The organism is Tissierella creatinophila DSM 6911, assembly GCF_001940565.1.
GTDB classification, from domain to species: Bacteria; Bacillota; Clostridia; order Tissierellales; family Tissierellaceae; genus Tissierella_A; species Tissierella_A creatinophila.
Map to the genome: position 1 here is coordinate 1 of NZ_LTDM01000007.1, position 24,289 is coordinate 24,289.

General features: G+C 29.8%; 28 protein-coding genes and 2 rRNA genes. All 30 read left to right on the plus strand.

The features are described from left to right. A 23S ribosomal RNA gene (locus TICRE_RS02570) occupies nucleotides 1-129 on the plus strand; the annotation flags it as partial. A 138-nt stretch (nucleotides 130-267) separates the two neighbouring features. Further along, a 5S ribosomal RNA gene (gene rrf / locus TICRE_RS02575) occupies nucleotides 268-384 on the plus strand. A gap of 199 nt (nucleotides 385-583) precedes the next feature. Continuing rightward, nucleotides 584-1,657, plus strand: coding sequence for a YkvI family membrane protein (locus TICRE_RS02580; protein WP_075724833.1), 1,074 nt, complete (start codon nucleotides 584-586; stop codon nucleotides 1,655-1,657). Nucleotides 1,658-1,716: 59 nt separating this feature from the next. Beyond that, on the plus strand, nucleotides 1,717-2,805 hold the full coding sequence (locus TICRE_RS02585) for a DUF5711 family protein (RefSeq protein WP_075724835.1): 1,089 nt from the start codon (nucleotides 1,717-1,719) through the stop codon (nucleotides 2,803-2,805). A gap of 1 nt (nucleotide 2,806) precedes the next feature. Then, the gene (yedF, locus tag TICRE_RS02590; protein WP_075724837.1) at nucleotides 2,807-3,397 is read left to right on the plus strand and encodes a sulfurtransferase-like selenium metabolism protein YedF; all 591 of its coding nucleotides are present in this window, start codon (nucleotides 2,807-2,809) and stop codon (nucleotides 3,395-3,397) included. 9 nt (nucleotides 3,398-3,406) lie between these two features. Beyond that, a complete protein-coding gene (locus tag TICRE_RS02595) occupies nucleotides 3,407-3,667 on the plus strand; it encodes a DUF3343 domain-containing protein (RefSeq protein ID WP_075724839.1) in 261 nt (86 codons plus the stop codon). Between the two features lie 14 nt (nucleotides 3,668-3,681). Next, nucleotides 3,682-4,557: a mechanosensitive ion channel family protein gene (locus TICRE_RS02600; protein ID WP_075724841.1), complete on the plus strand. Its 876-nt coding sequence runs from the start codon at nucleotides 3,682-3,684 to the stop codon at nucleotides 4,555-4,557. Nucleotides 4,558-4,641: 84 nt separating this feature from the next. Next, nucleotides 4,642-5,118, plus strand: a complete 477-nt coding sequence (locus TICRE_RS02605; protein ID WP_075724843.1) for a general stress protein — start codon at nucleotides 4,642-4,644, stop codon at nucleotides 5,116-5,118. A 68-nt stretch (nucleotides 5,119-5,186) separates the two neighbouring features. After that, a complete protein-coding gene (locus TICRE_RS02610; RefSeq protein WP_075724940.1) occupies nucleotides 5,187-5,414 on the plus strand; it encodes a DUF951 domain-containing protein in 228 nt (75 codons plus the stop codon). 117 nt (nucleotides 5,415-5,531) lie between these two features. After that, nucleotides 5,532-6,692, plus strand: coding sequence for an iron-containing alcohol dehydrogenase (locus tag TICRE_RS02615; RefSeq protein WP_075724845.1), 1,161 nt, complete (start codon nucleotides 5,532-5,534; stop codon nucleotides 6,690-6,692). Nucleotides 6,693-6,868: 176 nt separating this feature from the next. Continuing rightward, nucleotides 6,869-7,753 (plus strand): substrate-binding domain-containing protein, encoded by an 885-nt coding sequence (locus tag TICRE_RS02620; protein WP_233120129.1) that lies wholly within the window; start codon nucleotides 6,869-6,871, stop codon nucleotides 7,751-7,753. Nucleotides 7,754-7,755: 2 nt separating this feature from the next. Then, nucleotides 7,756-8,616: a phosphate ABC transporter permease subunit PstC gene (gene pstC, locus TICRE_RS02625; protein ID WP_075724847.1), complete on the plus strand. Its 861-nt coding sequence runs from the start codon at nucleotides 7,756-7,758 to the stop codon at nucleotides 8,614-8,616. Further along, nucleotides 8,613-9,425, plus strand: a complete 813-nt coding sequence (pstA, locus tag TICRE_RS02630; RefSeq protein ID WP_075724849.1) for a phosphate ABC transporter permease PstA — start codon at nucleotides 8,613-8,615, stop codon at nucleotides 9,423-9,425. The genes pstC and pstA overlap by 4 nt, the downstream gene beginning before the upstream one ends. Beyond that, nucleotides 9,422-10,174, plus strand: coding sequence for a phosphate ABC transporter ATP-binding protein PstB (gene pstB / locus TICRE_RS02635; RefSeq protein WP_075724851.1), 753 nt, complete (start codon nucleotides 9,422-9,424; stop codon nucleotides 10,172-10,174). Before pstA ends, pstB begins: the two co-directional genes overlap by 4 nt. Nucleotides 10,175-10,193: 19 nt before the next feature. Further along, the gene (phoU, locus tag TICRE_RS02640; protein WP_075724853.1) at nucleotides 10,194-10,844 is read left to right on the plus strand and encodes a phosphate signaling complex protein PhoU; all 651 of its coding nucleotides are present in this window, start codon (nucleotides 10,194-10,196) and stop codon (nucleotides 10,842-10,844) included. Between the two features lie 16 nt (nucleotides 10,845-10,860). After that, nucleotides 10,861-11,556: a response regulator transcription factor gene (locus TICRE_RS02645; RefSeq protein WP_075724855.1), complete on the plus strand. Its 696-nt coding sequence runs from the start codon at nucleotides 10,861-10,863 to the stop codon at nucleotides 11,554-11,556. Then, on the plus strand, nucleotides 11,537-12,940 hold the full coding sequence (locus tag TICRE_RS02650; protein ID WP_075724857.1) for a sensor histidine kinase: 1,404 nt from the start codon (nucleotides 11,537-11,539) through the stop codon (nucleotides 12,938-12,940). The genes TICRE_RS02645 and TICRE_RS02650 overlap by 20 nt, the downstream gene beginning before the upstream one ends. 97 nt (nucleotides 12,941-13,037) lie before the next feature. Next, nucleotides 13,038-13,322 (plus strand): 30S ribosomal protein S6, encoded by a 285-nt coding sequence (gene rpsF / locus TICRE_RS02655; RefSeq protein WP_075724859.1) that lies wholly within the window; start codon nucleotides 13,038-13,040, stop codon nucleotides 13,320-13,322. Between the two features lie 20 nt (nucleotides 13,323-13,342). Then, nucleotides 13,343-13,777 carry a single-stranded DNA-binding protein gene (locus tag TICRE_RS02660; protein ID WP_075724861.1) on the plus strand — a complete coding sequence of 145 codons (435 nt, stop codon included), beginning with the start codon at nucleotides 13,343-13,345 and terminating at the stop codon, nucleotides 13,775-13,777. 14 nt (nucleotides 13,778-13,791) lie between these two features. Next, on the plus strand, nucleotides 13,792-14,016 hold the full coding sequence (rpsR, locus tag TICRE_RS02665) for a 30S ribosomal protein S18 (RefSeq protein ID WP_075724863.1): 225 nt from the start codon (nucleotides 13,792-13,794) through the stop codon (nucleotides 14,014-14,016). Between the two features lie 92 nt (nucleotides 14,017-14,108). Then, nucleotides 14,109-14,426: a MazG-like family protein gene (locus tag TICRE_RS02670; protein WP_075724865.1), complete on the plus strand. Its 318-nt coding sequence runs from the start codon at nucleotides 14,109-14,111 to the stop codon at nucleotides 14,424-14,426. A 12-nt stretch (nucleotides 14,427-14,438) separates the two neighbouring features. Then, nucleotides 14,439-15,389 (plus strand): DUF2232 domain-containing protein, encoded by a 951-nt coding sequence (locus TICRE_RS02675; protein ID WP_075724867.1) that lies wholly within the window; start codon nucleotides 14,439-14,441, stop codon nucleotides 15,387-15,389. 10 nt (nucleotides 15,390-15,399) lie between these two features. Continuing rightward, the gene (locus TICRE_RS02680) at nucleotides 15,400-17,391 is read left to right on the plus strand and encodes a DHH family phosphoesterase (RefSeq protein WP_075724869.1); all 1,992 of its coding nucleotides are present in this window, start codon (nucleotides 15,400-15,402) and stop codon (nucleotides 17,389-17,391) included. After that, a complete protein-coding gene (rplI, locus tag TICRE_RS02685; RefSeq protein WP_075724871.1) occupies nucleotides 17,391-17,837 on the plus strand; it encodes a 50S ribosomal protein L9 in 447 nt (148 codons plus the stop codon). The genes TICRE_RS02680 and rplI overlap by 1 nt, the downstream gene beginning before the upstream one ends. Before the next feature lie 12 nt (nucleotides 17,838-17,849). Further along, nucleotides 17,850-19,187, plus strand: coding sequence for a replicative DNA helicase (dnaB, locus tag TICRE_RS02690; RefSeq protein WP_075724872.1), 1,338 nt, complete (start codon nucleotides 17,850-17,852; stop codon nucleotides 19,185-19,187). Nucleotides 19,188-19,262: 75 nt separating this feature from the next. After that, nucleotides 19,263-20,477, plus strand: coding sequence for an FprA family A-type flavoprotein (locus tag TICRE_RS02695; RefSeq protein ID WP_075724874.1), 1,215 nt, complete (start codon nucleotides 19,263-19,265; stop codon nucleotides 20,475-20,477). Nucleotides 20,478-20,530: 53 nt separating this feature from the next. Beyond that, a complete protein-coding gene (locus TICRE_RS02700; RefSeq protein ID WP_075724876.1) occupies nucleotides 20,531-21,133 on the plus strand; it encodes a GNAT family N-acetyltransferase in 603 nt (200 codons plus the stop codon). Nucleotides 21,134-21,154: 21 nt separating this feature from the next. Continuing rightward, nucleotides 21,155-22,243, plus strand: a complete 1,089-nt coding sequence (locus TICRE_RS02705; RefSeq protein ID WP_075724878.1) for a DnaD domain protein — start codon at nucleotides 21,155-21,157, stop codon at nucleotides 22,241-22,243. Then, on the plus strand, nucleotides 22,244-23,221 hold the full coding sequence (locus tag TICRE_RS02710; protein WP_075724880.1) for an ATP-binding protein: 978 nt from the start codon (nucleotides 22,244-22,246) through the stop codon (nucleotides 23,219-23,221). A 34-nt stretch (nucleotides 23,222-23,255) separates the two neighbouring features. Continuing rightward, entirely contained in the window at nucleotides 23,256-24,275 is a 1,020-nt protein-coding gene (locus tag TICRE_RS02715) for a PTS transporter subunit IIC (RefSeq protein ID WP_075724882.1), read from the plus strand. Nucleotides 24,276-24,289: the final 14 nt, after the last annotated feature.

Sequence of the window (24,289 nt, forward strand, 5' to 3'; positions counted from 1 at the left end):
TCAAGATAAGATTTCCCATCATCATTAGATGAGTAAGACTCCAGGAAGACCACCTGGTTGATAGGTCTCAGGTAGAAGGATAGCAATATCTGTAGCTTAGAGATACTAATAAGTCGAGGACTTGACCTATAATGACCTAACTTAACGAACGATAGTGATTTGAGTCAGGTCAGATGCAGTAGCACCAAATCTATGCGACCGGTAGGAAGCAAATAGATTTGTGTAGCGGATGCGAATTAAATACTATCTATCATACTTTGTAGTTTATCTGGTAACAATAGCAAGAGGGACACACCTGTACCCATACCGAACACAGAAGTTAAGCCTCTTAACGCCGATGGTACTTGGATGGCAACGTCCTGGGAGAGTAGGAAGTCGCCAGATTAGTGACCTAACTTAACGAACGATAGTGAGTTCTAGTAGGTCAGATGCGGTAGCACCAAATCTATGCGACCAATAGGGAGCAAATAGATTTGTGTAGCGTACGTAAGAAAAAACACCTTATCAAATTGATAAGGTGTTTTTTATATGTCATAAGACAAACTCCCTTTCTAATATATTTATATATAGAAAGGGGATATTTATGGAGAAAAATTGGATTAAGATAGCTGCTATCTACATAGGAACTGTAATAGGAGCAGGATTTGCATCTGGTAGGGAGATAGTAGAGTTTTTTGGAGTATATGGAGTAAAAGGATTGTGGGGTATTTATATTGTTGGGGTACTATTTTCTATTCTAGGAAGTATGTTACTTCTAAAGGTTCATGATTATAAGATAAAAAGTCTAGATGAACTCTTAGAAAGACTTTTTCCTAAAAAGATTAAAGTTTTAATTGATATACTCATAATAATATCTTTATATACAGGATTTTCTATTATGGTATCAGGTAGTGGTGCACTATTTAAAGAAAACTTGAATCTATCGTATAATATAGGTATAATTATAATGATAATATTCTCATTTATAGTCTTTTTATTTAGTTTAGAAGGATTTTCTACTGTAAATACCATTCTTGTACCACTTCTTATTATAGGGATCATATTTACATCACTCTACCTTAGTCGTGATGGTGGATATGATATAAGTGTTTTAGAGGGTGAGACTTTAACAGCTAAGGGTAATTTTATAACATCGTCAATTCTTTACTTTGGATCTAATTCACTTATAATCATAGTAGTATTTTCTTCTATACTACCTTTGATAGATAGCAAAAAAACAGCTATAATGGGTGGTATGGCAGGAGGGGTATTACTATTTTTATTAGCTATATCCTTAATAAAACCTATATTACTCTACTATGAAGAGGTAAGTAATATGGATATACCTATGCTCTATATCTCTTCTTTAGTAGGCGAATTCTATAGAAAAATGTATTCTATAATACTTTGGATAGCTATGTTTACTACAGCACTTGCAAATGGTTTTGGATTTATAAATAAGTTTAAAATCAGAAGTAAATTTATGATTTTTTTATTTTGTATTTCTTCTATACCAATTGCAAGAATAGGTTTTTCAAATTTAGTATCTACAATATATCCTATATTTGGAGTCTTAGGATTTATAATGATATTGCTCATATTATTTACTAAACCAAATAAAAATAGTTCTATTATAAAAAATAAAAAAAATTTTCCTCATAGAGACTATAGTAATTAAGCGTGATATATTATACAATTAAATAATACACAAAGATAAAAAAAGAAATAGGTGAGAATGTGGAAGATAAAAATATAAAATTACCTAAATCATTTAAGATATATTTGATGATACTTTTGGTATTAGCTGTTATCTTTATAAATTCAGTCAGTCGCAACCAAATTTTTAGTACACTTAATTTATTTAGTAAACCACAAAAAGAATTAGAACTGGTAAATGGATTTGCTATAGATAAAGAAGTAGAAAAGATAGATATATTCAATAAAAAAGTTATTGTGTGGAAAGATAAAAACTTATCTTTTTTAGATTTCAATGGATTTGAAACCTTAAAGAAGAATTTTGAATTTAAAGATGCAGATATAATTTTGGGAAAAGAAATTCTATATGTAATGGATAGATCTTCAGGAAGTTTATATCTATTAGATAAAACTGGTAAAACTATAGAGAGGTTAGATTTGAAGACTCCTTTTTCTAAATTAAAGGAAAAGGGAGAAAATATATATATCTATAGAAAAGATGGAGATAAAGAAAATGTAGACATAGTAGATAGAAAAGGTAATATTTTAAAAACTCATAAAGAAAAGATACCTATTTTGGATATAACAACGGGAAATAAAGATAGAAAGTATCTTGTATCAACACTTGATATAGATAAAAATCTTAAAAGTATAGTTAGCATCTATTCTATAGAGGGTAAAAATATAGGGAGCATAGAATTAAAAGATGAACTTGTAGTCTATAATGAATTTATAGGAGATAAGATAATAATTGCAACTGAAAAAAACATTTATCTTTTAGAAGATGAAAAGATAAAGTGGGATAAAAAAATAGATAATTTAAAAGATATAAAAGTAGTAAATAAAGATATATATGTCCTATATAATAATAAGTTTGAAACAATAGATTTAAAAGGAAATACTAAAGAAGAGGTAGTTTTAACTTTAGACTTAGAAAATATAAGATTTATAGAAGATAGTATATTACTCTTTGGTAAAAGAAATATACTTATGCCTCAAAAGAAGAAAGATATATTAAGTTTTAAAACTAAAGAAGATATACTCGATTTAAAATACGATGATGGAAATCTACTTATACAAAAGCAAGGTAAAGTAGAAATATACAATATAAGAGAAAAGGGAGATAAATGATATGAATAAAGAAATTGATGCAAGAGCAATGGATTGTCCAAGACCTGTTATAATGACTAAAAAAGAATTAGATAATCTAAAAGAGGGAAGTATTACAACTATAGTAGATAATGATGTAGCAAGAGAAAATGTGTCAAAACTTGTAGCAAGTATGGGTTATAACTTTAATGTAGAAGAAAAAGATGGAGACTTTTATATAAATATAAATAAAGATGGTGAGATGGTAGAAGAAGTTAAAGAAGATAAAAAGCTTAAAAATATGACAATAGGTATTTCTTCAGATACCATGGGTAGTGGGGATGATACTTTAGGAAAGATTCTTATGAAAAGTTTTATATATACTGTTTCAGAAACAGAACCTTATCCATCTACTATAGTTTTCTATAATGGAGGTGTAAGACTTACAGTAGAAGGATCAGAAGTAATAGATGAACTGATAGCTCTAGAGGGAAAAGGTGTAGAGATAATATCTTGCGGAACATGTTTAGATTTTTTAGAGCTTAAAGAAAGATTAAAAGTAGGAAGTATATCAAATATGTACACTATATATGAAAAACTAAAAGATAAAGATTCAAATCTGATAATAGGATAGGAGATAAAAATGGAAGAATATGGACTTACAACATTTAAATCAACTCAATTTGCACTTCAAGGTGAAAGTATTCTTAAAGAAGAAAAAATAATATTTAAAACTATACCAACACCAAGAGAAGTAAGCCAAAGTTGTGGACTTGCTCTTTTATTTGGAATTGATGATATAGAAGAGGTAAAGAATCTTATAGAAGAAAAAAGATTAAATATAGATGGATTATACAAATATACAAAAGAAAATCATAGAGCAAAGGCAGAAAAGATCCTTTAGTTTAGGAGGATATTATGGAAAACATTAAAACTTATCTTAAAAGCATGGTACAAAAAAATGCAGCTGAATTAAATGTAATAGAAAAACTTATAAAAGTAGTTATAATATTTGTAGTTATTTATATATTGACTAAAATAATTAATAAGATAATAAATAAGACTATAAAGTCCAAAAAAAATTATAATCTCTTAATAAACAATAAAAGAGCAACTACTCTTATAAATACACTTAAAAAGACTATAAACTATTTTTTAGTATTTGTAGGAGTAGTTATGGCTTTGGATTTATTTAATATAGATACAAAGTCAATAATAGCTACAGCAGGGATAGGGGGTCTTGCTATAGGTTTTGGTGCTCAGTCTCTAGTAAAAGACCTTATAACAGGTTTCTTTATACTTTTAGAAGACCAGTACTCCGTAGGAGAACTAATCCAAACAGAGGGATATGAGGGCATAGTAGAAGACTTAGGGGTTAGAGTTACAAAGCTTAGAGCATTTTCAGGTGAACTTCATATAATCCCAAATGGAAACATAAAAATAGTTACAAATAAGACTAGAGGAGCTATGAGAGCATTAGTTACTATGTCTATATCATATGAAGCAGATGTAAATAAAGCTATCAAAGTTTTGGAAGATGTATGCGAAAAGATAAAGAATGATAATGATACAATAATAGAAGGCCCAACTGTTCTTGGTATTGTAAATCTAGGCCATTACAATGTAGATATAAATATAGTAGCAAAGACAAATCCTATGGATCAGTGGGCTATTGAAAGAGAGATAAGAAAACGTTCAAAGGAAGCATTGGAAGAGGCAGGTATAGAAATACCTTATCCAAAGAATGTAATACTGAGGGAAAAAGATGATAATAATTCTAATAAAAATATATAAAAATAACTGTTTTAACTTCTAATTTAGGGTAAAAGTATAGTGGGATAAATTACTCAACTAAATATAAATTGGAGGAGAACAATTATGAAAAAAATATATGGAAGCTATCTAACTTCTACTAAAGCTAGAAAAGCTGTTGATGAATTATTACAACAAGGATATACTAGAGATGAAATAAAAGTTGTTTCCAATAGTGATTTAGGCAGAGATTTAAACTATTTGGAAGATGATGTAGAAAAAGATGACAGAAGTCTTTGGGAAAAGATAAAAGGTGCATTTACATTTGATGAATACGATGATGAATATTGGAATAAAGATTTAGATAGTAGTGAAAGAAGTCTTTTAGAAGGATATAGGACAAATCTTCAAGCAGGAGAAATTATAGTGCTTGTTGAAGAAGGGGCAAGTCTATATAGAGATACATTTAGAGATGGAGTACCTGACTGGGATGAGAGAGAAAATGAATTTAATGAAGATCTAGAATATAATTCTCAAGTAAATGTAGATACAAGTAGGATTGATGAATCTAGCATAAATAATATGGATAAAGATAAACTATAATAAAAACTAGAAGGAAGGCTATAAACGGCTTTCCTTTTGTACATTAATTTAAAGGAGTGATACTTTTGATTTTACATTATAAAGCAGGAGACATAGTTACTTTAAAAAAAGGGCATCCATGCGGAGAAAATAAGTGGGAAATACTTAGAACAGGTGTTGATATAAAGCTCCAGTGTAAGGGATGCGATAGACAGGTTTGGCTCTCTAGAATAGAATTTGAAAAAAGAGTTAGAAAGATATTGGTAGGAGAAAAATGGATATCTATAATCCATCACAAACCAGAAGAAGGGGAATAAATCTTATACGATAAACAGGTAAAATTAAAATTTATTGCACTCTTATTCTGATAGCAGATACAGGATACATAATAGAAATGATATAATAAAAATAAAACTACTCATAGGAGGAAAAGGATGAAAAACTTTGATTTTCAGATTCAAACTAGAATTATATTTGGTAAAGATACGTTGAAAAGTTTAGAAGAGGTTTTAAAAGATAAATATAAAAATATACTTATACACTACGGTGGTGGAAGTATAAAAAGATCTGGACTCTATGATGAGATTACTAGTATATTGGAAAAAATAAATGTAAACTATTATGAACTAGGAGGGGTAGAGCCAAATCCTAAACTTTCTTTAGTACAGGAAGGAATAGCAATATGTAAGGAAAAGAATATAGACCTTATACTAGCAGTAGGCGGGGGAAGTGCTATAGACTCTGCAAAAGCTATAGGAATAGGTGCAAAATATGATGGTGATGTATGGGACTTTTTTACTGGTAAAGAAAAGATACAAGAAACCATTCCAGTTGGAGTAGTGCTTACGTTTCCAGCTACAGGAAGTGAGATGAGCACAGCAACTGTCGTAACAAAAGAAGAAGGATCCTATAAAAGGGGTGCAGGTGGAAATGTTGTAAGACCTGTATTTGCAATAATGGATCCAAAATATACCCTTACTCTTCCAGATGAACAGACATTTGCAGGAATTATGGATATTATTTCTCATATATTTGAAAGATACTTTACAAACACTCCTAATGTCGACTTTATAGATTCTTTAAGTGAAGGCGCTATGAAGAGTATTATAAAGAATGCATATATATTAAAAAAAGATACGCAAAACTATCCCGCAAGAGCTGAGATAATGTTATCAGGAAGTATAGCTCATAACGATTTATTAGGCCTTGGAAGAGAAGATGATTGGGCAAGTCATGACATAGGTCATGAAATAAGTGCAATATATGGAACAACTCACGGAGTAACACTAGCTATAATATTCCCGGCTTGGATGAAATACGTCTATAGAGAAAATATAGATAGATTTGCACAGTTTGGTAGAGAAGTTTTTGGCGTAAAAGAAGATGATGATAGGGGAAAAATGGCAATAATGGCGATCGAAGAATTTGAAAACTTTTTAAAGAATATATCTCTTCCAACAAGACTTAGTGATATAGATATAGATGAAAAAAACTTTGAATTAATGGCTACAAAGGCTACAGAAGCTGGACCACTTGGAAGTTTTAAAAAGTTATATAAAGAAGATGTACTGGAAATATATAAATTAGCTAAATAATTTAATAAGAATGTATATACTCCTCTTATAACAAACAGTTTAAATAATAAAAACTGTTTGTTATAAGAGGAGTGTTTTTATAGAGAAATTTATAAAAACTTTACATAGATTTAACATATACCTCTTATAGATTTAACAAGTATGGGATATGATTTATATAAAGATAATTTGAAAGGATGATAGTTTTGAAAAAGATAATTGTCTTAGGCTTATTTAGTATTGTAATCTTTTTATCACTTACAGGATGTGGGAATTCCACCAATAGTGATTTAAAGAATATAAATCTTGTAAGTAGAGAAGATGGTTCTGGAACTAGAAAAGCTTTCACAGAGCTTTTAGGGGTTTTAAAACAAGAAGAAAACGGAAATGAGATAGATCAAACCTATGAAGAAGCTATAATTCAAAATACTACCAATTCCGTGATAAGGACTGTGGAAAGTGACGAAAATAGCATAGGATACATATCTATTGGATCGTTAAATAATACTGTTAAAGCTTTAAAGATTGATGGAGTAGAAGCAACTCCTTCCCATGTAAAAGATGGTTCTTATAAAATTTCAAGACCGTTTAATATAGTCTACAGTAAGGATATAGATAATCTTACAAAAGATTTTATTGTTTTTCTATTATCTGATATAACTCAAGATATAGTAAAAGATATGGGGTATACTAGTGTAGATTCTAAAAATAAAGAATATAGTACTAAGAATTTAAAGGGTAGTTTAGTAATTGCAGGTTCAACATCAGTAACCCCTGTTATGGAAAAAGCAGTTGAAAAGTATAAGGAGCTAAACCCTCTAGTTTCTATAGAAATACAATCTACTGGTTCTTCAGCAGGTATTCAATCTGCTATAGAAGGAAGTGCCCATATAGGTATGTCATCTAGAGAACTAGATAAAGATGAAAAAGAAAACCTTCTATTTGAAGCTATAGCAATAGATGGAATAGCGGTAATTGTGAACACTAAAAATAGTTTAGACGATATAAAATTAGAAGATTTAAGAAAGATTTATATAGGTCAAATAACATCTTGGGATAATCTTAAACAGAAAGAGGAGTAAATATGAAAGGTAAAAGATTTGAAAAATTTATGAAAGGCATCTTCATTCTTTCTTCTTTAGTATCTATAGTTTCTATTGTACTTATTTGCGTATTTATATTTAAAGGAGGTATACCTTTTATAAAGGAGTATGGATTAAAAAACTTTTTATTTGGTAGAGAGTGGAAGCCATCAAATTCTCCCCCGATATATGGAATACTTCCGATGATACTTGGTTCATTTTATGTAACTATTGGAGCAGTTTTAGTTGGAGTTCCCATTGGAGTTATGACAGCAACATATATGAGTTATTTTAGTGGCAAGAGGATATATAGTATTTTAAAACCTAGCATAAACTTAATGGCTGGAATTCCATCTATTGTATATGGATTTTTCTTTCTTACTGTAGTAGTTCCAATTGTTAGAGATGTCTTTGGAGGAACTGGAATGAACTTTATAACTGCATCTATTCTTCTTGGAGTTATGATTCTTCCTACGATAATAGGTATATCAGAATCCGCTTTAAAGGCTGTTCCAAAGGAATATTATGAAGGTAGCATTGCACTTGGTGCAAGTCATGAAAGTTCAATTATAAAAGTAGTTATCCCCGCTGCAAAGTCAGGTATTATGGCTTCTATTATACTTGGAGTGGGTAGAGCTATAGGTGAAACGATGGCTCTTATATTAGTTGCAGGAAATCAAGCACGTATGCCAAAAGGAATTACTAAAGGATTTAGAAGTCTTACTACCAATATAGTTATGGATATGAGTTATGCATCAGGAACGCATAGAGAAGCACTTATAGCTACAGCGGTGGTATTATTTATCTTTATACTTATTATAAATGGAATTTTTTCTATAGTTAAAAGGAGGAGCTTGAGATGAATAAGTTTATAAATATAGCAATAAAATTAGCTGCTCTTTTAACTTTTAGCATTTTTTTCTTTATAGTAAGTTATATTTTTATTAAAGGAGTTCCAAATTTAAGTTTTAAACTGTTTTCGCTAGAATATACAAGCGAAAATGTATCTTTACTTCCATCTATTATAAATACTGTTTTAATTATAGTTTTAACTCTTCTAGTAGCAACCCCTATAGGAGTATTTACTTCATTTTATTTAGTGGAATATGCTAATAGAAGAAGCAAGCTAGTATCACTTATTAGAATTACAACACAGACTCTTGCAGCTATACCTTCTATAGTATATGGATTATTTGGGATGTTGTTTTTTGTAATAGATCTGGGATTTAAATATTCTCTTCTTGCTGGAACTTTGACTCTTTCTATTATGATACTACCCATTATAATAAATACTACAGAAGAAGCACTTCTCTCTGTAGCCAATAATTTAAGAGAAGCAAGTTTTGCACTTGGAGCTGGAAAGGTTAGAACAATTTTTAAAGTTATCTTTCCTATTTGTATAAATAGCATATTAGCAGGAGTTATACTTTCTATTGGAAGAATAGTAGGAGAAACGGCTGCATTGATATTTACACTAGGAACAGTTCCTAAAATAGTAACAGGATTGTTTTCATCAGGTAGAACCCTTGCCCTTCATATGTATCTACTCTCTACAGAAGCAGTTCATGTAGAACAATCTTATGCAACGGGAGTTGTTTTACTTATAGTTATATTTATGATAAATTCATTATCAACTTATATTAGTAAAAGATTTGGGAGGCTAGGAAGATGATAAAAATAAGTGTAAAAAATTTAAATCTTTATTATGGTAAATTTCATGCTTTAAAAGATATAAACATGGATATAAATAAAAATGAGATCACAGCATTTATAGGTCCTTCCGGTTGTGGTAAATCATCCTTTTTAAGGACCTTAAATAGAATGAATGATCTCGTAGAAGATTGTAAGATAGAAGGAGAAATATTACTTGATGATAAAGATATAATTAAAGACATCATAGATGTAAATATACTTAGAAAAAGAGTCGGTATGGTTTTTCAAAAACCTAATCCTTTTCCTATGAGTATATATGACAATATAGCATATGGACCTAGAACTCACAATATAAATAAGAAAAGTATATTAGATGATATAGTAGAAGAAAGTCTTAAAAAAGCTGCCATTTGGGATGAAGTAAAAGATGATCTTAAAAAAAGTGCTTTAAGACTATCAGGCGGACAAATGCAAAGGATATGTATAGCAAGAGCTCTTGCTGTAAGGCCTGAAGTTATACTTTTAGATGAACCAACATCTGCACTTGATCCTATATCTACTTCTAAGATAGAAGACCTATTAGGGGATTTAAAAAAGGAATTTACTATAATAATGGTTACGCATAATATGCAACAGGCAACTAGAACATCTGATAAAACAGCATTCTTTTTAAATGGTGAACTTATAGAATTTAACGACACAGAGACTCTTTTTTCTATTCCTTCAAAAAAGAGTACAGAAGACTATATAACTGGAAGATTTGGATAATAAAAGAAGAGGTGATAAAATGAGGGCAAAGTTTGATATGGAACTTAATGTATTAAATGATAAACTTTTGGAAATGGGTGGACAGGTGGAAAGTGCTATAGAAAATGCCGTAAAAGCCCTAGCAAATAAAGATTTAAATCTTGCTAATGAAGTGTTTACATCTGATGATATTATAAACTCTATGGAAAAAGAAATTGAGGATATGTGTCTTAGAATAATATTAAGGCAACATCCAGTAGCAAGTGATTTAAGACTTATCTCTTCGATATTAAAAATGATAACTGATTTAGAAAGAATAGGAGACCAAGCACAAGATATATCTCAAATAACTATGCATCTTGTAGATAAAAACTATATAAAGGATTTAAGACATATAAAAGAAATGTCTGAAATAGCGATTAGTATGGTAAAAGAAAGTATTAATGCATTTTTAGTTAAAGATACCCAGATTATAAAAGAGATAATAGAAAAAGATAAAAGAGTAAATGATTTGTTTTATATAATAAGAAGAGAACTTATTGATTTAATAAGAAAGGATATAGAAAATTCTACTCAAGCTATAGATTTTTTAATGATAGCAAAATATCTTGAAAGAATAGGAGATCATGCTAAAAACATAGCGGAATGGGCACTTTTTTCAATAACTGGAGTTCATAAAGAAAACATATAAATTAGGAGAATGTACTATGGTTGAAATTTATTGTGTAGAGGATGATAAAAATATACTCCAGCTCCTAGTATATGCTTTAAAAAACAATGGCTTTGAAGTTAAAGGTTTTGTTGATACAAAGGGGTTTTTTGAGGAAATAGAAAAAAATGTCCCAAGTCTTATCCTTCTTGATATAATGCTTCCAGATGGAGATGGGCTAGATATATTACAGAGCCTTAGGACTAATCATAGAACTAAAGATATACCTATAATTATGATTACAGCAAAGTCTTCGGAATATGACAAGGTAGTGGGTTTAGATTCAGGTGCTGATGATTATATAGTAAAACCATTTGGTATAATGGAGATTATATCTAGAATCAATGCACTTTTACGAAGGGTAAATCTAGATACTACTAAAGATATATTGAAATTTAAGAGTATCTATTTAGATTATCAAAAGAGGATTGTTAAAGTAGAAGATCAATCCATTAATCTTACTTATAAAGAATTTGAGTTATTGTATTATTTATTAGAAAATAAAAACATGGTATTAAGTAGAGATTTTATATTAAATAAGGTATGGGGCTATAGTTATGAAGGAGAAACTAGAACTGTAGATGTTCATATAAGAAGTTTAAGGCGAAAACTTGGTATAGGTGGAAAGCTTATTCAAACGATAAGAAATGTAGGATATAAAATAGGTGAAACTGATGAAAAAAAAGATATATAGAAGTTTGATGATGGTATCTAGCATATCAATTTTTTTAGTAACCGTTTTACTTTTATTTATATTTAATAATTTTTATATAAATAATAAAATAGAATTAGCTCATAATATATTTCCTTTGTTTTTAATCACTCTACCAGCTTTTATAATTATTATTGCTCTAATATTTATTATATCATCTTATTTATCATCTGTTTTAAGTGATCAAATATTAAAGCCTATTAATTATGTAGGAGAAAATATAGAAAGATTACTTATTAAAAATGAACTAGATACTTTAAATATATACGATGAACTTCTGCCATTTGTAAAGGCCTTAATATTTCAAAGTGAAAAGATTAAACATCAATTAGAGGATATAGCTCAAAAAAACGATATAACAAAAACTATTATATCAAACATGAAAGAAGGACTAATATTTGTAGACAATAAAAGAGATATTCTCTCTATAAATAAAAGTGCTATAGAAATTTTAGAAGGAAATGAAGCGTTTAATTATAAATCTAAGTCTTTTATTACAATTTGTAGGAATTCAGCTTTAAATCTAGAATTAGATAAAGTATTAGAAGAAGGAAATGACTTTGAAAGGATAATAGAACTAAATGGAAGATATATTTATTTTTTTATAAATAAAGTTTTTTCAGAAGACAAATCCTTAGGGGTTATAATTCTTATGTTTGATTATACCCAAAAACATAAATTGGATTTGATTAGAAAAGAATTTTCATCAAATGTTTCTCATGAATTAAAAACACCTTTAACATCTATAAATGGGTATGCAGAAATGATAGAAACTGGTATTGCAAAGGGAGAAGATATTAAAAAATTTGCATCCATAATCAGGGACGAGGGATTAAGACTTTTGGAACTAATAAATTCCATAATTAAATTATCAAAGATAGAAGACGATTCATATAAGAGAGACTTTTCATATAAGAAAGACTTTGAAGATGTAAATTTATATAGTATTTCAATCGATGTAATAGAAAAATTAAAGCTTATTGCTTCTGAAAAGAATATAGATTTAAAATTAATAGGTAGTGACCAAAATATTAAGGCAAATAAAGTAATGATAAAAGAACTTCTCTATAATCTTATAGAAAATGCTATCAAATATACTCCTAATGAAGGAAAAGTAACTATTGAAATCTTAAATGATTCCAATTTTACTGTTTTAAAAGTTAAAGATACTGGAATTGGGATATCAAAAGAGGATCAAAAAAGGATATTTGAGAGATTTTTTATGGTAGATAAAAGCCGTACAAAAAATAAAAATAGTACAGGACTTGGACTTTCAATTGTAAAACATATAATCGAGTATCATAATTTTAAGATTTCTTTGATAAGTGAGATTGATAGGGGATCACAATTTATAATTTATATGTAAAAGTACTTGTATCACTGATCACTTAGTGGTATAATACTTAAGTATTCCTTGCTCTATAAATTTATAGAGCCGAAAGTCCATAAGGAGGTGAATTTTTATGAGAAAATATGAAGCGGTATATATATTTGCACCAGCAACAGAAGAAGAAAAAAGAACTCAAATACTAGATAGATTTAAAGGCATAATAGAAGAAAATGGTTCCATTTCGAACATCGATGAGTGGGGTAATAGAAAACTTGCCTATTTAATCGATGATATAGGTGAAGGTTACTATGTCTTAATTAACTTTGAAGCTCAACCAGAAGTTATTCAAGAATTAAATAGAATTGCTAAGATTTCTGACAGCATTATGAGACATATGATCATTAAGGAAGATGAATAATCTGAGGACGGTGAGATAAAATGAATAATGTTGTATTAATAGGAAGATTAACAAGAGATCCTGAATTAAGATACATACCAAATTCAGGTCAAGCCGTATCTACCTTTTCTTTAGCGGTAGATAAAAACTTATCAAAAGATAAAAAACAAGAGATGGAAGCTAGAAATCAGCCAACTGCTGACTTTGTAAACATAGTGGTTTGGGGTAAATCTGCAGAAAATTGTGCTAATTACTTAGTAAAAGGTAGACTTGTAGGAATACAAGGCAGAATCCAATCTGGCAGTTATGAGGCAAAAGACGGAACTAAAAGATATACTACAGATGTAGTAGCAAGTACTGTAGAATTTCTAGAGTGGGGAGATAGTAAGCCACAAGGGGATTCTAATTCTAAGGGTTCTGATTTTTCTGATTTACAAGATTTCCATCCAATAGACAATGATGATATTCCATTCTAGAGGAGGGGAAAAAAATGCAAAGAAGATTTAAACCAAGAAAAAAAGTTTGTAGTTTTTGTGCAGATAAATCAAAAAATATAGACTACAAAGATATAAATAAATTAAAGAAACATATAACAGAAAGAGGAAAAATTCTTCCAAGAAGAGTTAACGGAAACTGTTCAAAACATCAAAGAGAACTTACGATAGCTATAAAAAGAGCTAGACAAGTTGCACTATTACCATATAGTGCAGAATAAGAGAGGAATTTTCCTCTCTTTTTTATTTGACTTATTAGCCTTAAATATGTATTATTTTAGTAAGAGATCTAATAAAACAAGGGGTGAAAACCATGAATAAAGAAATTGATGTTATTAAAAATATGAAGACTATAGAATGGTTAAAAGCTGAACTTCTAAGCAATATATCACAATTATATAAAGACATGGCAAATAATGAGGATACCTCTAGAGAAAATTTAGAAGACTTAATTTCTAATATAATACTTGAATCTTATGTATTGGCAAAAAGATTGGGTATAGATTATAAATCACTAGATAAAGCTTTAAAGGGAAATATAAAGTTAAACTTGGTCGAAGAACATAAGATTGAGAGATGGTATGGAGATTTAAGTGCTCTTATGGAACATATAGAGACAGCTGAAGAATAAGAGGTGAAGTTTTTGAAAGAGAATAATATAAACAGTTTTTATTTAAGATCATTTATTATAATCATATCTACTACATTTTTAACATTACTTGGAATACACTATATTGATATTGTTTTAATCCTATTTCCAGTACTCTTTATAGTAAATAGTATACAAGATGGACTCAGTGAAGGTATTACAAATATGGTAGTAACCATTATAATAATATCAATTGTAGAGTCTTTAAATACAGGAATTTTTTTAGCTATTAGTTTTATACCTTTTACTATTATGATTTCTACTTTAATTAAAAAAAGAAAGGGTAGCACTAAGATTTTGGGATTTTCAAGTATAGTGTTTTTTATATCTATACTTACTATGCTAGTTATTACGAAAATTTTAGGAGTAGATGTAGTAAAATATATAGAGACAATATTTAGAGACTTATTAGATAGTCAGCTCAAATCGTATAAGAATTTAGGACTTAGTAATTATGAGTTTTTTAGAATGAGAGAAGCATTGGAAGATGCTTATAAACATGTATTGCTTATTATACCTTCTATATTTTTAATCCTTTCCTTATTTGTAAGCTATATAAACTATTGGTTATCTGGTATAATATTAGGAAGACTAAATATACAAATTGTAAATATACCAAGATTTTCTAAGTTTAGTCTACCCAAAAATATAATGCCCGGATCTCTTTTAATGTTGGGTATAACTTTTTTAATAGGTAAACTTGGATTTTCATATTATGAAGCAGTATTTATAAATATTGGGGTATTACTTATGATAGGGTTTTTTATACAGGGTGTTTCTGTAGTAGATTATATTTTAAATAAACTTAGATTTAATCTGATATTTAAGATTATTTTTTATATAACTTTTGTCTTTAATCAATCTTTAATATCTATTATAACTATGATAGGACTTATAGATTTAATATTTGACTTAAGAAAGATTAGAAAAAAAAGATCCCTTTAGGAGGATTTATATGAATGATTTGTTTCAATGGCATGATAATAAAATTCAAATGATTATTTCAGCTATATTTGTAGTTATCATAGCAATATTTAAGCCTGTACTTGGCCTTATTGCAGCTATAGCTTTTTCTTATATAGTATATTTAAACTTTATAAGTGCTAGGGATAATAACAAGAGAATTGATAAATATGTTGAAGATCTATCAGAAGATTTTGAATCAGCCACAAAACATGCAATATTTAATATGCCTTTTCCTCTAGTTATGATAAATGAAATGGGAAGTATAATATGGTATAATACACCATTTCTTGATATGATAGTTGAAGAAGAAATATTAAATGAGAGAATTTACGATTTAATGCCAAAAGTAGCTTTAAAAGATGTATTAAGTCATAAGGAAAAAGAACCTATACAGGTAAACTATGACGATAAGGATTATTTAGTATATCCAAACTTTGTAAATAGTAAGGGAAAGTCTAATTCAAATGGTAAAATTATAATGTTATATTGGGTAGAAAACACAGAACATATAAAACTTATAAATAAATATAATGATGAAATAACTGTTATAATGCTTGCCTATATAGATAATTATGATGATGTAAGAAATACTACACCAGATATAAACAGACCTTTATTATTAGCAGAGATAGATAAGACAATATCACAGTATTTTTCTAATTATGATGCATTGGTTAGAAAATATGAAGATGATAAGTATATGATAATTATAGACAATAAAGATTTTAAATCTATAAAAAACAAAAAGTTTGATGTCCTAGATGAGATGAGAGAATTGCAATTTGGAAACACGATTCCTATAACGCTAAGCATGGGGATATCTGAAAATGGCAATGATTTTGTAACTAGATTTAGGAACGCTAGGGCTGCTGTAGACATATCCCTGGGTCGTGGAGGAGATCAAGCAGTTATAAATAAGGGTGGAAACTTTGAATTTTATGGTGGTAAATCCAAAGCAGTAGAAAAGAGAAACAAGGTTAGGGCTAGAGTTATAGCCTATGCACTTAGACAACTGATAGAACAATCTAGTACAGTATTTATAATGGGTCACAAAAATCCTGATATGGATGCTATAGGCTCAGGAATTGGAGTACTTAGAGGTGTAAAAAACAGAGAAAAACAAGGATATCTAGTTTTAACTGAAGAAAATCCTTCTATAAAGAATCTTCTTCAAAAATTAAAGGTAGAACAACCTGAACTTTTAGATTCTATAATCACACCAACAAGGGCTAAAGAGATAATAGACAAGGATTCACTTATGATTTTAGTAGATAACCATAAGCCAAGTTTTACTGAAAGTCCAGAGCTTGTAGATTTAGCCCAAAAGATTGTAATAATTGATCATCATAGAAGAGGTGCCGAGTTTGTAGAAGACCCAGTACTTACTTATTTAGAACCATATGCTTCTTCTGCAAGTGAGCTTGTAACTGAAGTTTTAACCTATATGAGTGATAATATAAACTTAACTAAATTTGAAGCAGAAGCTCTACTTGCAGGTATTACAGTAGATACTAAAAACTTTAGTTCTCAAACTGGTGTTAGAACATTTGAAGCAGCCTCTACTTTAAAAAGAGCAGGAGCTGATACTACAAATGTAAGACAACTTTTTAGAGATGATTTTGATACATTTATTCATAGAGCTGATGTTATAAGGGAATCTAAAATATTCTTTGAAAAAATAGCTATAAGCATTTTAGATAAAGAACTTGAAAACGGAATACTAATAGCTGCCCAATCTGCAAATGAATTATTAGATATAAATGGAGTGGAAGCTTCATTTGTATTGACACCTGCAAGTGATAGAATTCATATATCTGGTAGAAGTCTTGGTAATATTTCAGCCCAAATAATTTTAGAAAAATTGGGTGGAGGAGGTCATTTAACAAGTGCAGGAACCCAGATTATGGGTGTTAGTATGGAAAAGGCAAAAGAGATGTTAATAGAGGCAATTGATAAATACTTAAAGGAAGGTGAAGAGTAATGAAAGTTATATTATTAGGAGATGTAAAAGGATTAGGTAAAAAAAATGAGCTTGTAAATGCGAAAACAGGGTATGCTAGGAATTTTTTATTTCCTAAAGATTTAGCCCTAGAAGCAACACCAGCAAACTTAAAGAAGTGGAAAGAAGATATGAAAGATAAAGAAGCAAAAGAAAGAGAAGAGAAACAAGAGGCTTTAGAATTAAAAGAAAGCATTGAAAAAGTAACTGTAGAATTAAAATCCAAGGGTGGAGAAGGCGGAAGACTATTTGGTTCTATTACATCTAAGGACATAGGAGAAGCACTTAAAAAGCAACATAAAATAGAAGTAGATAAAAGAAAGATAGAGTTAAAAGATAATATAAAAACTGGCGGAACTACACTAGTTGAAGTAAGGGTTTATCCAGAAATAACTGCTAGTTTAAAAGTAAATGTTACTGTAGAATAGGATTTGATAAATATGGAAACAGGGATGGGACGAATACCTCCTCATAGTATAGAAGCAGAGCAGTCTGTTTTAGGATCTATGATAATAGATAAAACAGCAATAAATACAGCAATAGAAATAATTCGCCCAGATGACTTTTATAAACAGTCAAATGGTGAAATATATAGTGCTATAATAGATTTATTTAATAAAAACGAACCAGTAGATATAATAACACTTCAAGAAGAATTAAAAAGACGTGGAAGCTTAGAGGCAATAGGTGGGGTTACTTACCTAGCTAATTTGTCCGGTGGAGTTGCGACAACAGCAAATACTGAATACTACTGTAAGATAGTAGATGAAAAATCAACTCTTCGAAAACTTATCACTTCTAGTAATGATATAATTGGAAAAGCCTATGAAGATAGTGAAGATGTAAATATAATAATAGAGGCAGCTGAAAAGAATATCTTTGATATAACACAAGGTAGTCAAAGAGAAGGCTTTTCACCTATAAATGAAGTTTTGTTAGATAGTTTTGCAAAGATAGAAGAGATGGCTGCAAACAAGGGAGGACTTACTGGTCTTACAACAGGTTTTATAGATATGGATATAAAACTATCAGGTCTTCAAAAGTCTGACCTAGTGCTTTTAGCTGCCCGCCCTTCTATGGGTAAAACTGCTCTTGGAATAAATATGGTAACTAATAGCGCTCTTAAAGCTAAGGCAAAGGTAGCTGTGTTTTCACTTGAGATGAGTAAAGAACAACTTGTTCAAAGGATGATAGCAGCTACGGCTCATGTAGATCTTCAAAAGATTATAAGTGGAAGGCTAGATGAAGAAGAATGGTTAAATATAATAAATTCTATGGGCCCTCTTTCTGCTGCTGAGGTATATATAGATGATACAGCAGGAATCTCTCTTATGGAAATGAAAGCAAAGTGTAGGAGATTAAAAATAGAAAAAGGACTTGATTTAGTTGTTATAGACTATTTGCAACTTATGCAAATGGAGGGAAGACAAGAAAGTAGGCAACAAGAAATATCATCTATATCTAGAGGACTTAAAGCTCTTGCAAAAGAGATGGATTGTCCTGTAGTAGCCCTTTCTCAACTTTCACGTGCTCCAGAACTTCGTGCAGACCATAGACCTATACTTTCAGACCTTCGTGAGTCTGGAGCTATAGAACAGGATGCCGATGTGGTACTGTTTTTATATAGAGATGATTATTATAATGAAGACTCTGAAAAGAAAAATATTGGAGAAGTTATAATAGCAAAACATAGAAATGGACCTACAGGAACTTTGGAACTTGTATTTAAAAAGGAATTTACAAAGTTTTTAAACAAAGAAAGTTTTGCAAGTGAATGATTTTCCTAAAAGTGTGAAGCTCTTTTCTAATAGGGTATAAAAAGACTAAGTGTTATTAGATAAGGAGGATTTAAAATGGTAGATGATAAGATTTTAGATGTAACAGAAGATGTAAAATGGATTGGTATACTTGATGAAGGACTGGTAACTTTTGATGTGGTAATGGAAACACAATATGGTACAACTTATAACTCTTATTTTATCGATGCAGATAAAAAGACATTGATAGAAACTGCGAAGGAAGACTTTAAAGATATTTATTTAGATAAGCTAGAGAAGGTCGTAGACTATTCTAAGATAGAATATATAGTCTTAAATCATACAGAGCCGGATCATTCAAGTAATTTAAAACATTTACTATCGTTAGCACCTGGAGCTACAGTTGTAGGAAGCAAATCAGCTATAAGCTTTTTAAGCCATATGATTGACATTGATTTTAAACAAATGGTGGTAAAGGATGGAGATACATTAGATCTTGGAAATAAAACTCTTAAATTTATAGGAGCACCTTTTCTACATTGGCCAGATACTATGTATACTTATCTAGTAGAAGATAAAGTTCTCTTTACTTGTGATTCCTTTGGATCACATTTTTGTGACGCGAGAATGTTTGATGATTTAGTAGATGACTTTGATGATGCATTTAAGTATTACTTTGATGTTATCCTAAGACCTTTTAGTAATTATATGCTTCAAGCAATAGATAAAATAAAAGACTTAGATATAGATACTATTTGTCCGGGTCATGGCCCAATACTTAGATCCAACTGGAAGAAATATGTAGAGTGGTCTAAAGAGATGGCAAAGGATACAGAAGAGGTATGCAAAGAATTAAGAGTATTTATTCCATATGTATCAGCCTATGGAAATACAGGAAAGATGGCTGAAAAAATAGCAGAAGGTATAAAAAAAGTATCGCCTGAAATAGATGTTACTGTAATGGATATAGAACTTGTGCCTGTAGAAGTTATAGAAAAAGAAGTATATAGAAGTTGTGCATTTATAGTTGGAAGCCCTACTATAAACCAAAATACACTTCTTCCAATATATACACTTCTTGCAGTTATAAACCCTATTAGAAATAGGGGAAAACTTGCCGGTGCATTTGGATCTTATGGCTGGAGCGGTGAAGCGGTAAAGATAATACAAGATAATCTTAAAAACCTTAAATTTAAATTATTTGATGAGGAAGGTCTTAAAGTAAACTTTGTTCCTGATGATAAATCAGATGAAAAGGCAATAAAGTATGGGTTTGAGTTTGGAAAAAGATTATTAGAAAATAGAAAATAATTACTTCGGGCCTTACAAGGTCCGAAGTAAATTTTATCTATAGGAGAAAAGATATGGAGATAATTGGAGATAGAATAACAATAAGACCTTTAAAAGTGCAAGATGTATTTGATATGAGAAACTGGGGAGAGCATGAAAACCCTCTTCTTTGGGATTATAATTTTCCAAGTATGTCAGATAGTCAAATTAGAAGATGGTATGATATTAAAACAAAATCATTTTTTAATAAATATTTTGGAATAAGTTTAAAAGACGGTAGACTAATAGGATATATGGGAATAAAAGAAATAAAATTTTTAAAGAAAGAGTCTACTCTAGGAATAGTATTTGACCCAAACTTTCTAAATATGGGATATGGTACTGAAACATTAAAGTATTTCTTAGAAAGTTACTTTACTCAAATGAATATGAAAAGGATGTATTTAGAGGTTGCTGAGTTTAACGCTAGAGCCCAGAGTGTTTATAAAAAGATGGGATTTGAAAACATTGGATATTATTTAGAAGAATTCTTTGATGATGACTTAGATTTAGACAATTCTTATTATAAAGATGCAAAATATTGCTTTGTAATAAACGGGAAAAAGATATATAATTATATATATAAGATGAAACTTGATAGAGAAACTTTTTTTAGTAAAATATCGAGTATTAAGTAACTTAGGTGGAGTTGATTATAGATGAGTTTTGTTTTACAAACTACAGATATGGATTTAGGAGATACTCCTATTGAAAATATATTTATAAATGATTATATGCCAATGGCAAATGGAACTTATGTAAAAGTTTATTTACTTGGATATAAATATGCTCATGATAGAGATATAAATATAGAGGTAAATAACACAACTATTTCAAAACATTTAGATATTCCTTTAGAAGATGTCCTAAGATCATGGGATTTTTGGGAAGAAAAGGGAATCATAGAAAAGATTAGACCGGAGAACACTAGGAACGTAAACTATGAAGTAAAGTTTTTAAACTTAAAGCAATTATACATAAAAAACAATATAAATCTTTGGTTAGAAGATGATAGTTTAGCAAAGACATATGTATATAATACTCGTGACCTTGTAGATGCAAACAAAGTTCCCGAGATAAATAATATGTTTAACAATATAGACCATATTTTAAGAAAACAAACTGTACCAGGTGAAAAAAAGAAAATACTAGATTGGATTCATGACTATAATATGAACCCTGATGTAATAGAAAAAGCTGTTTATTATTCTGTAGAGAGAAGAGGAGTAAAAAATCTTCCTTATATAGAGGCTATAGTTAGAAACTGGTATAATGATGGACTGACAAATATGGAAGCACTTATGAATCACTTTAAAGAAAGTGATGAAAAGTACTATAGATATCAAAGAGTAATGAAAGCTCTAGGACTAGATAAAAGGCCTATGAGAGATGAAGAGAGAAAATTAATAGATATATGGTTTGAAAAATGGAAGTTTACTCTTGAACTAGCACTTCATGGATGTGAACAAGACAAAAACCCTACCCCTAGCGTTAGCTATGTAAATGGAATACTTAGATCTTGGAATGAAAAGGGAATAAAAACTATAGAAGATATTGAAGTATTAGATAAGAGAAAAGAAAATCCAAAGACAAGTGGTGCAAAAAAGCAAGTTAAAAAAGCTCAGGCAAGTGTAACCCGATTTCACAACTTTGAACAGAGAACAGATAAATATAGTTCTGCTCAATTAGAAGATATAGCTAGAAAGAAGAGAGATGCTTACAGTCAAAGGGCTAAAGGTGATGCTTAGATGTATAAAGATATATTAAAATCTATTCATTTAGATTATGAAAAGAAAAGAGATGAAGAGGAAAGACTTCAAAGAATGAGGGTTCAAGAAATATATAGAAAGATCCCGGCTATAAAGAGAATTGATGAAGATATATTTAAAATAGGTTTAGATATGGCAAAGTTTATAATAGTAAACCCTCAAGGCTATAAAGATGATATAGAAAAAGCTAGGAGAAAAATAGAAAAGTTAAAGATGGAAAAGGCATTTTTACTTACTGAATCAAATATTGATCCAGAGTATATTGAAAAAAATTATACTTGTAAAACCTGTAATGACACAGGGTATCTGGAGAATGGTAGAAAGTGTAGTTGTTTAAAACAAAGACTTGTTTCAAAAGCATATAAGATGAGTAATATAGAGACAAATCTATTAAAAGATAATTTTAAAAACTTTGATATAAATATATTTAAGGATGAACCTTTTGAAGATGAAACTATGACGCCTCGTGAAAACATGATAGATATAATAGGTATATCAGAAGGATTTATAGGAAACTTTGATGAAAATAATGAAGACAATCTACTGTTTTATGGAACTACAGGTCTTGGTAAGACATTTCTTTGTTCATGTATTGCAAAGGCACTAATAGATAAGGACAAGATAGTGGTATATCAGACAGCTTTTACTATACTTGATATACTTGAGCGAAAAAGATTTGGCAAAGATAGAGACAAAAACTCATATGAATATGATCTCCTATTTGATGCAGATCTACTTATAATAGATGATCTAGGTACTGAAGTAACAAACACATTTACAAATGCAGAAATATTTAATATAGTAAATACTAGAATTATAAAGGGAAAGAAGACAATTATATCGACAAATCTAACTCCAAAGGAAATCTCTGAAATCTATACAGATAGAATTTTTTCTAGAATCCTACAAAAATTTATACCTCTAAAGTTTTATGGAGAAGATTTAAGATGGGAATAGTAAATTTAAAAAATATATTTAAGGGGATAGAATAGTGGAGAATAATCAAACTGGAATAAGAGGATATTTTATAAAGGTGTTAAATGGAATGGCTTTAGGACTTTTTGCTTCTTTACTTATAGGTCTCATTATAAAACAAATAGGAACTTTCTTTGGATTAGAAACACTTATAGTATTTGGTAATATCTCACAAAAACTTATGGGTCCAGCTATAGGTGCAGGAGTAGCTTTTAGTGTAGGAGCGCCTCCTCTTGGAATATTTGCTTCAATAGTGGCAGGTACCATTGGGGCAGGTAGTATAACATTTGATGGACAATTGGCTATGATAAATATTGGAGAGCCTGTTGGGGCTTTTATAGCATCTCTTGCAGGGGCTGAAAGCTCCAAGCTTATAAGTGGAAAGACAAAGGTAGATATAGTTCTTGTACCTATAACTACTATTCTTATAGGAGGATTTATTGGAAAGTTTGTAGCACCATATATGACAAGCTTTATGGACTATATAGGAAGATTTATAAATATGGCAACACAGCTTCATCCTATACCTATGGGTATTATAATTTCAGTGGTTATGGGTATGATTTTAACCCTTCCTATAAGTTCAGCAGCTATTGCAATATCCCTAAAACTATCTGGTATAGCAGCTGGTGCAAGTGTTGTTGGATGTGCATGTAATATGATAGGTTTTGCGGTTATTTCTTATAGGGAAAATGGTTTTGGTGGATTTTTAGCTCAAGGTATTGGTACTTCTATGCTTCAAGTTCCTAATATAATAAGAAATCCACTAATTTGGATTCCAGCTATAGTTTCTTCTGCAATCTTAGGGCCTATATCTACTTTTGTCTTAAAGATGGAGTCCAACATGATAGGTGCTGGAATGGGTACAAGTGGATTTGTAGGTCAGTTTGGAGTAATAGACTCAATGGGTTCATCATCAAATGTTTTGATTATGATTCTTTTTATGCACTTTATCTTCCCAGCTATAATATCTTATACTGTTTATAAATGGATGAGGAAAAAAAGATATATAAGAGATGGAGATCTGACACTTTAAAGGGGGAAGAAGAT

Bases quoted from the DNA above. Each gene is read 5' to 3' on its own strand.
- TICRE_RS02670 (WP_075724865.1), top strand. From the start codon at position 14,109: ATGAATAAAGAAATTGATGTTATTAAAAATATGAAGACTATAGAATGG.
- TICRE_RS02710 (WP_075724880.1), top strand. From the start codon at position 22,244: ATGTATAAAGATATATTAAAATCTATTCATTTAGATTATGAAAAGAAA.
- pstA (WP_075724849.1), top strand. From the start codon at position 8,613: ATGAATAAGTTTATAAATATAGCAATAAAATTAGCTGCTCTTTTAACT.
- rplI (WP_075724871.1), top strand. From the start codon at position 17,391: ATGAAAGTTATATTATTAGGAGATGTAAAAGGATTAGGTAAAAAAAAT.
- TICRE_RS02680 (WP_075724869.1), top strand. From the start codon at position 15,400: ATGAATGATTTGTTTCAATGGCATGATAATAAAATTCAAATGATTATT.
- TICRE_RS02645 (WP_075724855.1), top strand. From the start codon at position 10,861: ATGGTTGAAATTTATTGTGTAGAGGATGATAAAAATATACTCCAGCTC.
- TICRE_RS02600 (WP_075724841.1), top strand. From the start codon at position 3,682: ATGGAAAACATTAAAACTTATCTTAAAAGCATGGTACAAAAAAATGCA.
- TICRE_RS02695 (WP_075724874.1), top strand. From the start codon at position 19,263: ATGGTAGATGATAAGATTTTAGATGTAACAGAAGATGTAAAATGGATT.
- TICRE_RS02595 (WP_075724839.1), top strand. From the start codon at position 3,407: ATGGAAGAATATGGACTTACAACATTTAAATCAACTCAATTTGCACTT.
- phoU (WP_075724853.1), top strand. From the start codon at position 10,194: ATGAGGGCAAAGTTTGATATGGAACTTAATGTATTAAATGATAAACTT.
- TICRE_RS02700 (WP_075724876.1), top strand. From the start codon at position 20,531: ATGGAGATAATTGGAGATAGAATAACAATAAGACCTTTAAAAGTGCAA.
- TICRE_RS02705 (WP_075724878.1), top strand. From the start codon at position 21,155: ATGAGTTTTGTTTTACAAACTACAGATATGGATTTAGGAGATACTCCT.
- TICRE_RS02650 (WP_075724857.1), top strand. From the start codon at position 11,537: ATGAAAAAAAAGATATATAGAAGTTTGATGATGGTATCTAGCATATCA.
- TICRE_RS02615 (WP_075724845.1), top strand. From the start codon at position 5,532: ATGAAAAACTTTGATTTTCAGATTCAAACTAGAATTATATTTGGTAAA.
- dnaB (WP_075724872.1), top strand. From the start codon at position 17,850: ATGGAAACAGGGATGGGACGAATACCTCCTCATAGTATAGAAGCAGAG.
- rpsR (WP_075724863.1), top strand. From the start codon at position 13,792: ATGCAAAGAAGATTTAAACCAAGAAAAAAAGTTTGTAGTTTTTGTGCA.
- TICRE_RS02580 (WP_075724833.1), top strand. From the start codon at position 584: ATGGAGAAAAATTGGATTAAGATAGCTGCTATCTACATAGGAACTGTA.
- TICRE_RS02605 (WP_075724843.1), top strand. From the start codon at position 4,642: ATGAAAAAAATATATGGAAGCTATCTAACTTCTACTAAAGCTAGAAAA.
- yedF (WP_075724837.1), top strand. From the start codon at position 2,807: ATGAATAAAGAAATTGATGCAAGAGCAATGGATTGTCCAAGACCTGTT.
- TICRE_RS02620 (WP_233120129.1), top strand. From the start codon at position 6,869: ATGATAGTTTTGAAAAAGATAATTGTCTTAGGCTTATTTAGTATTGTA.
- pstC (WP_075724847.1), top strand. From the start codon at position 7,756: ATGAAAGGTAAAAGATTTGAAAAATTTATGAAAGGCATCTTCATTCTT.
- pstB (WP_075724851.1), top strand. From the start codon at position 9,422: ATGATAAAAATAAGTGTAAAAAATTTAAATCTTTATTATGGTAAATTT.
- rpsF (WP_075724859.1), top strand. From the start codon at position 13,038: ATGAGAAAATATGAAGCGGTATATATATTTGCACCAGCAACAGAAGAA.
- TICRE_RS02660 (WP_075724861.1), top strand. From the start codon at position 13,343: ATGAATAATGTTGTATTAATAGGAAGATTAACAAGAGATCCTGAATTA.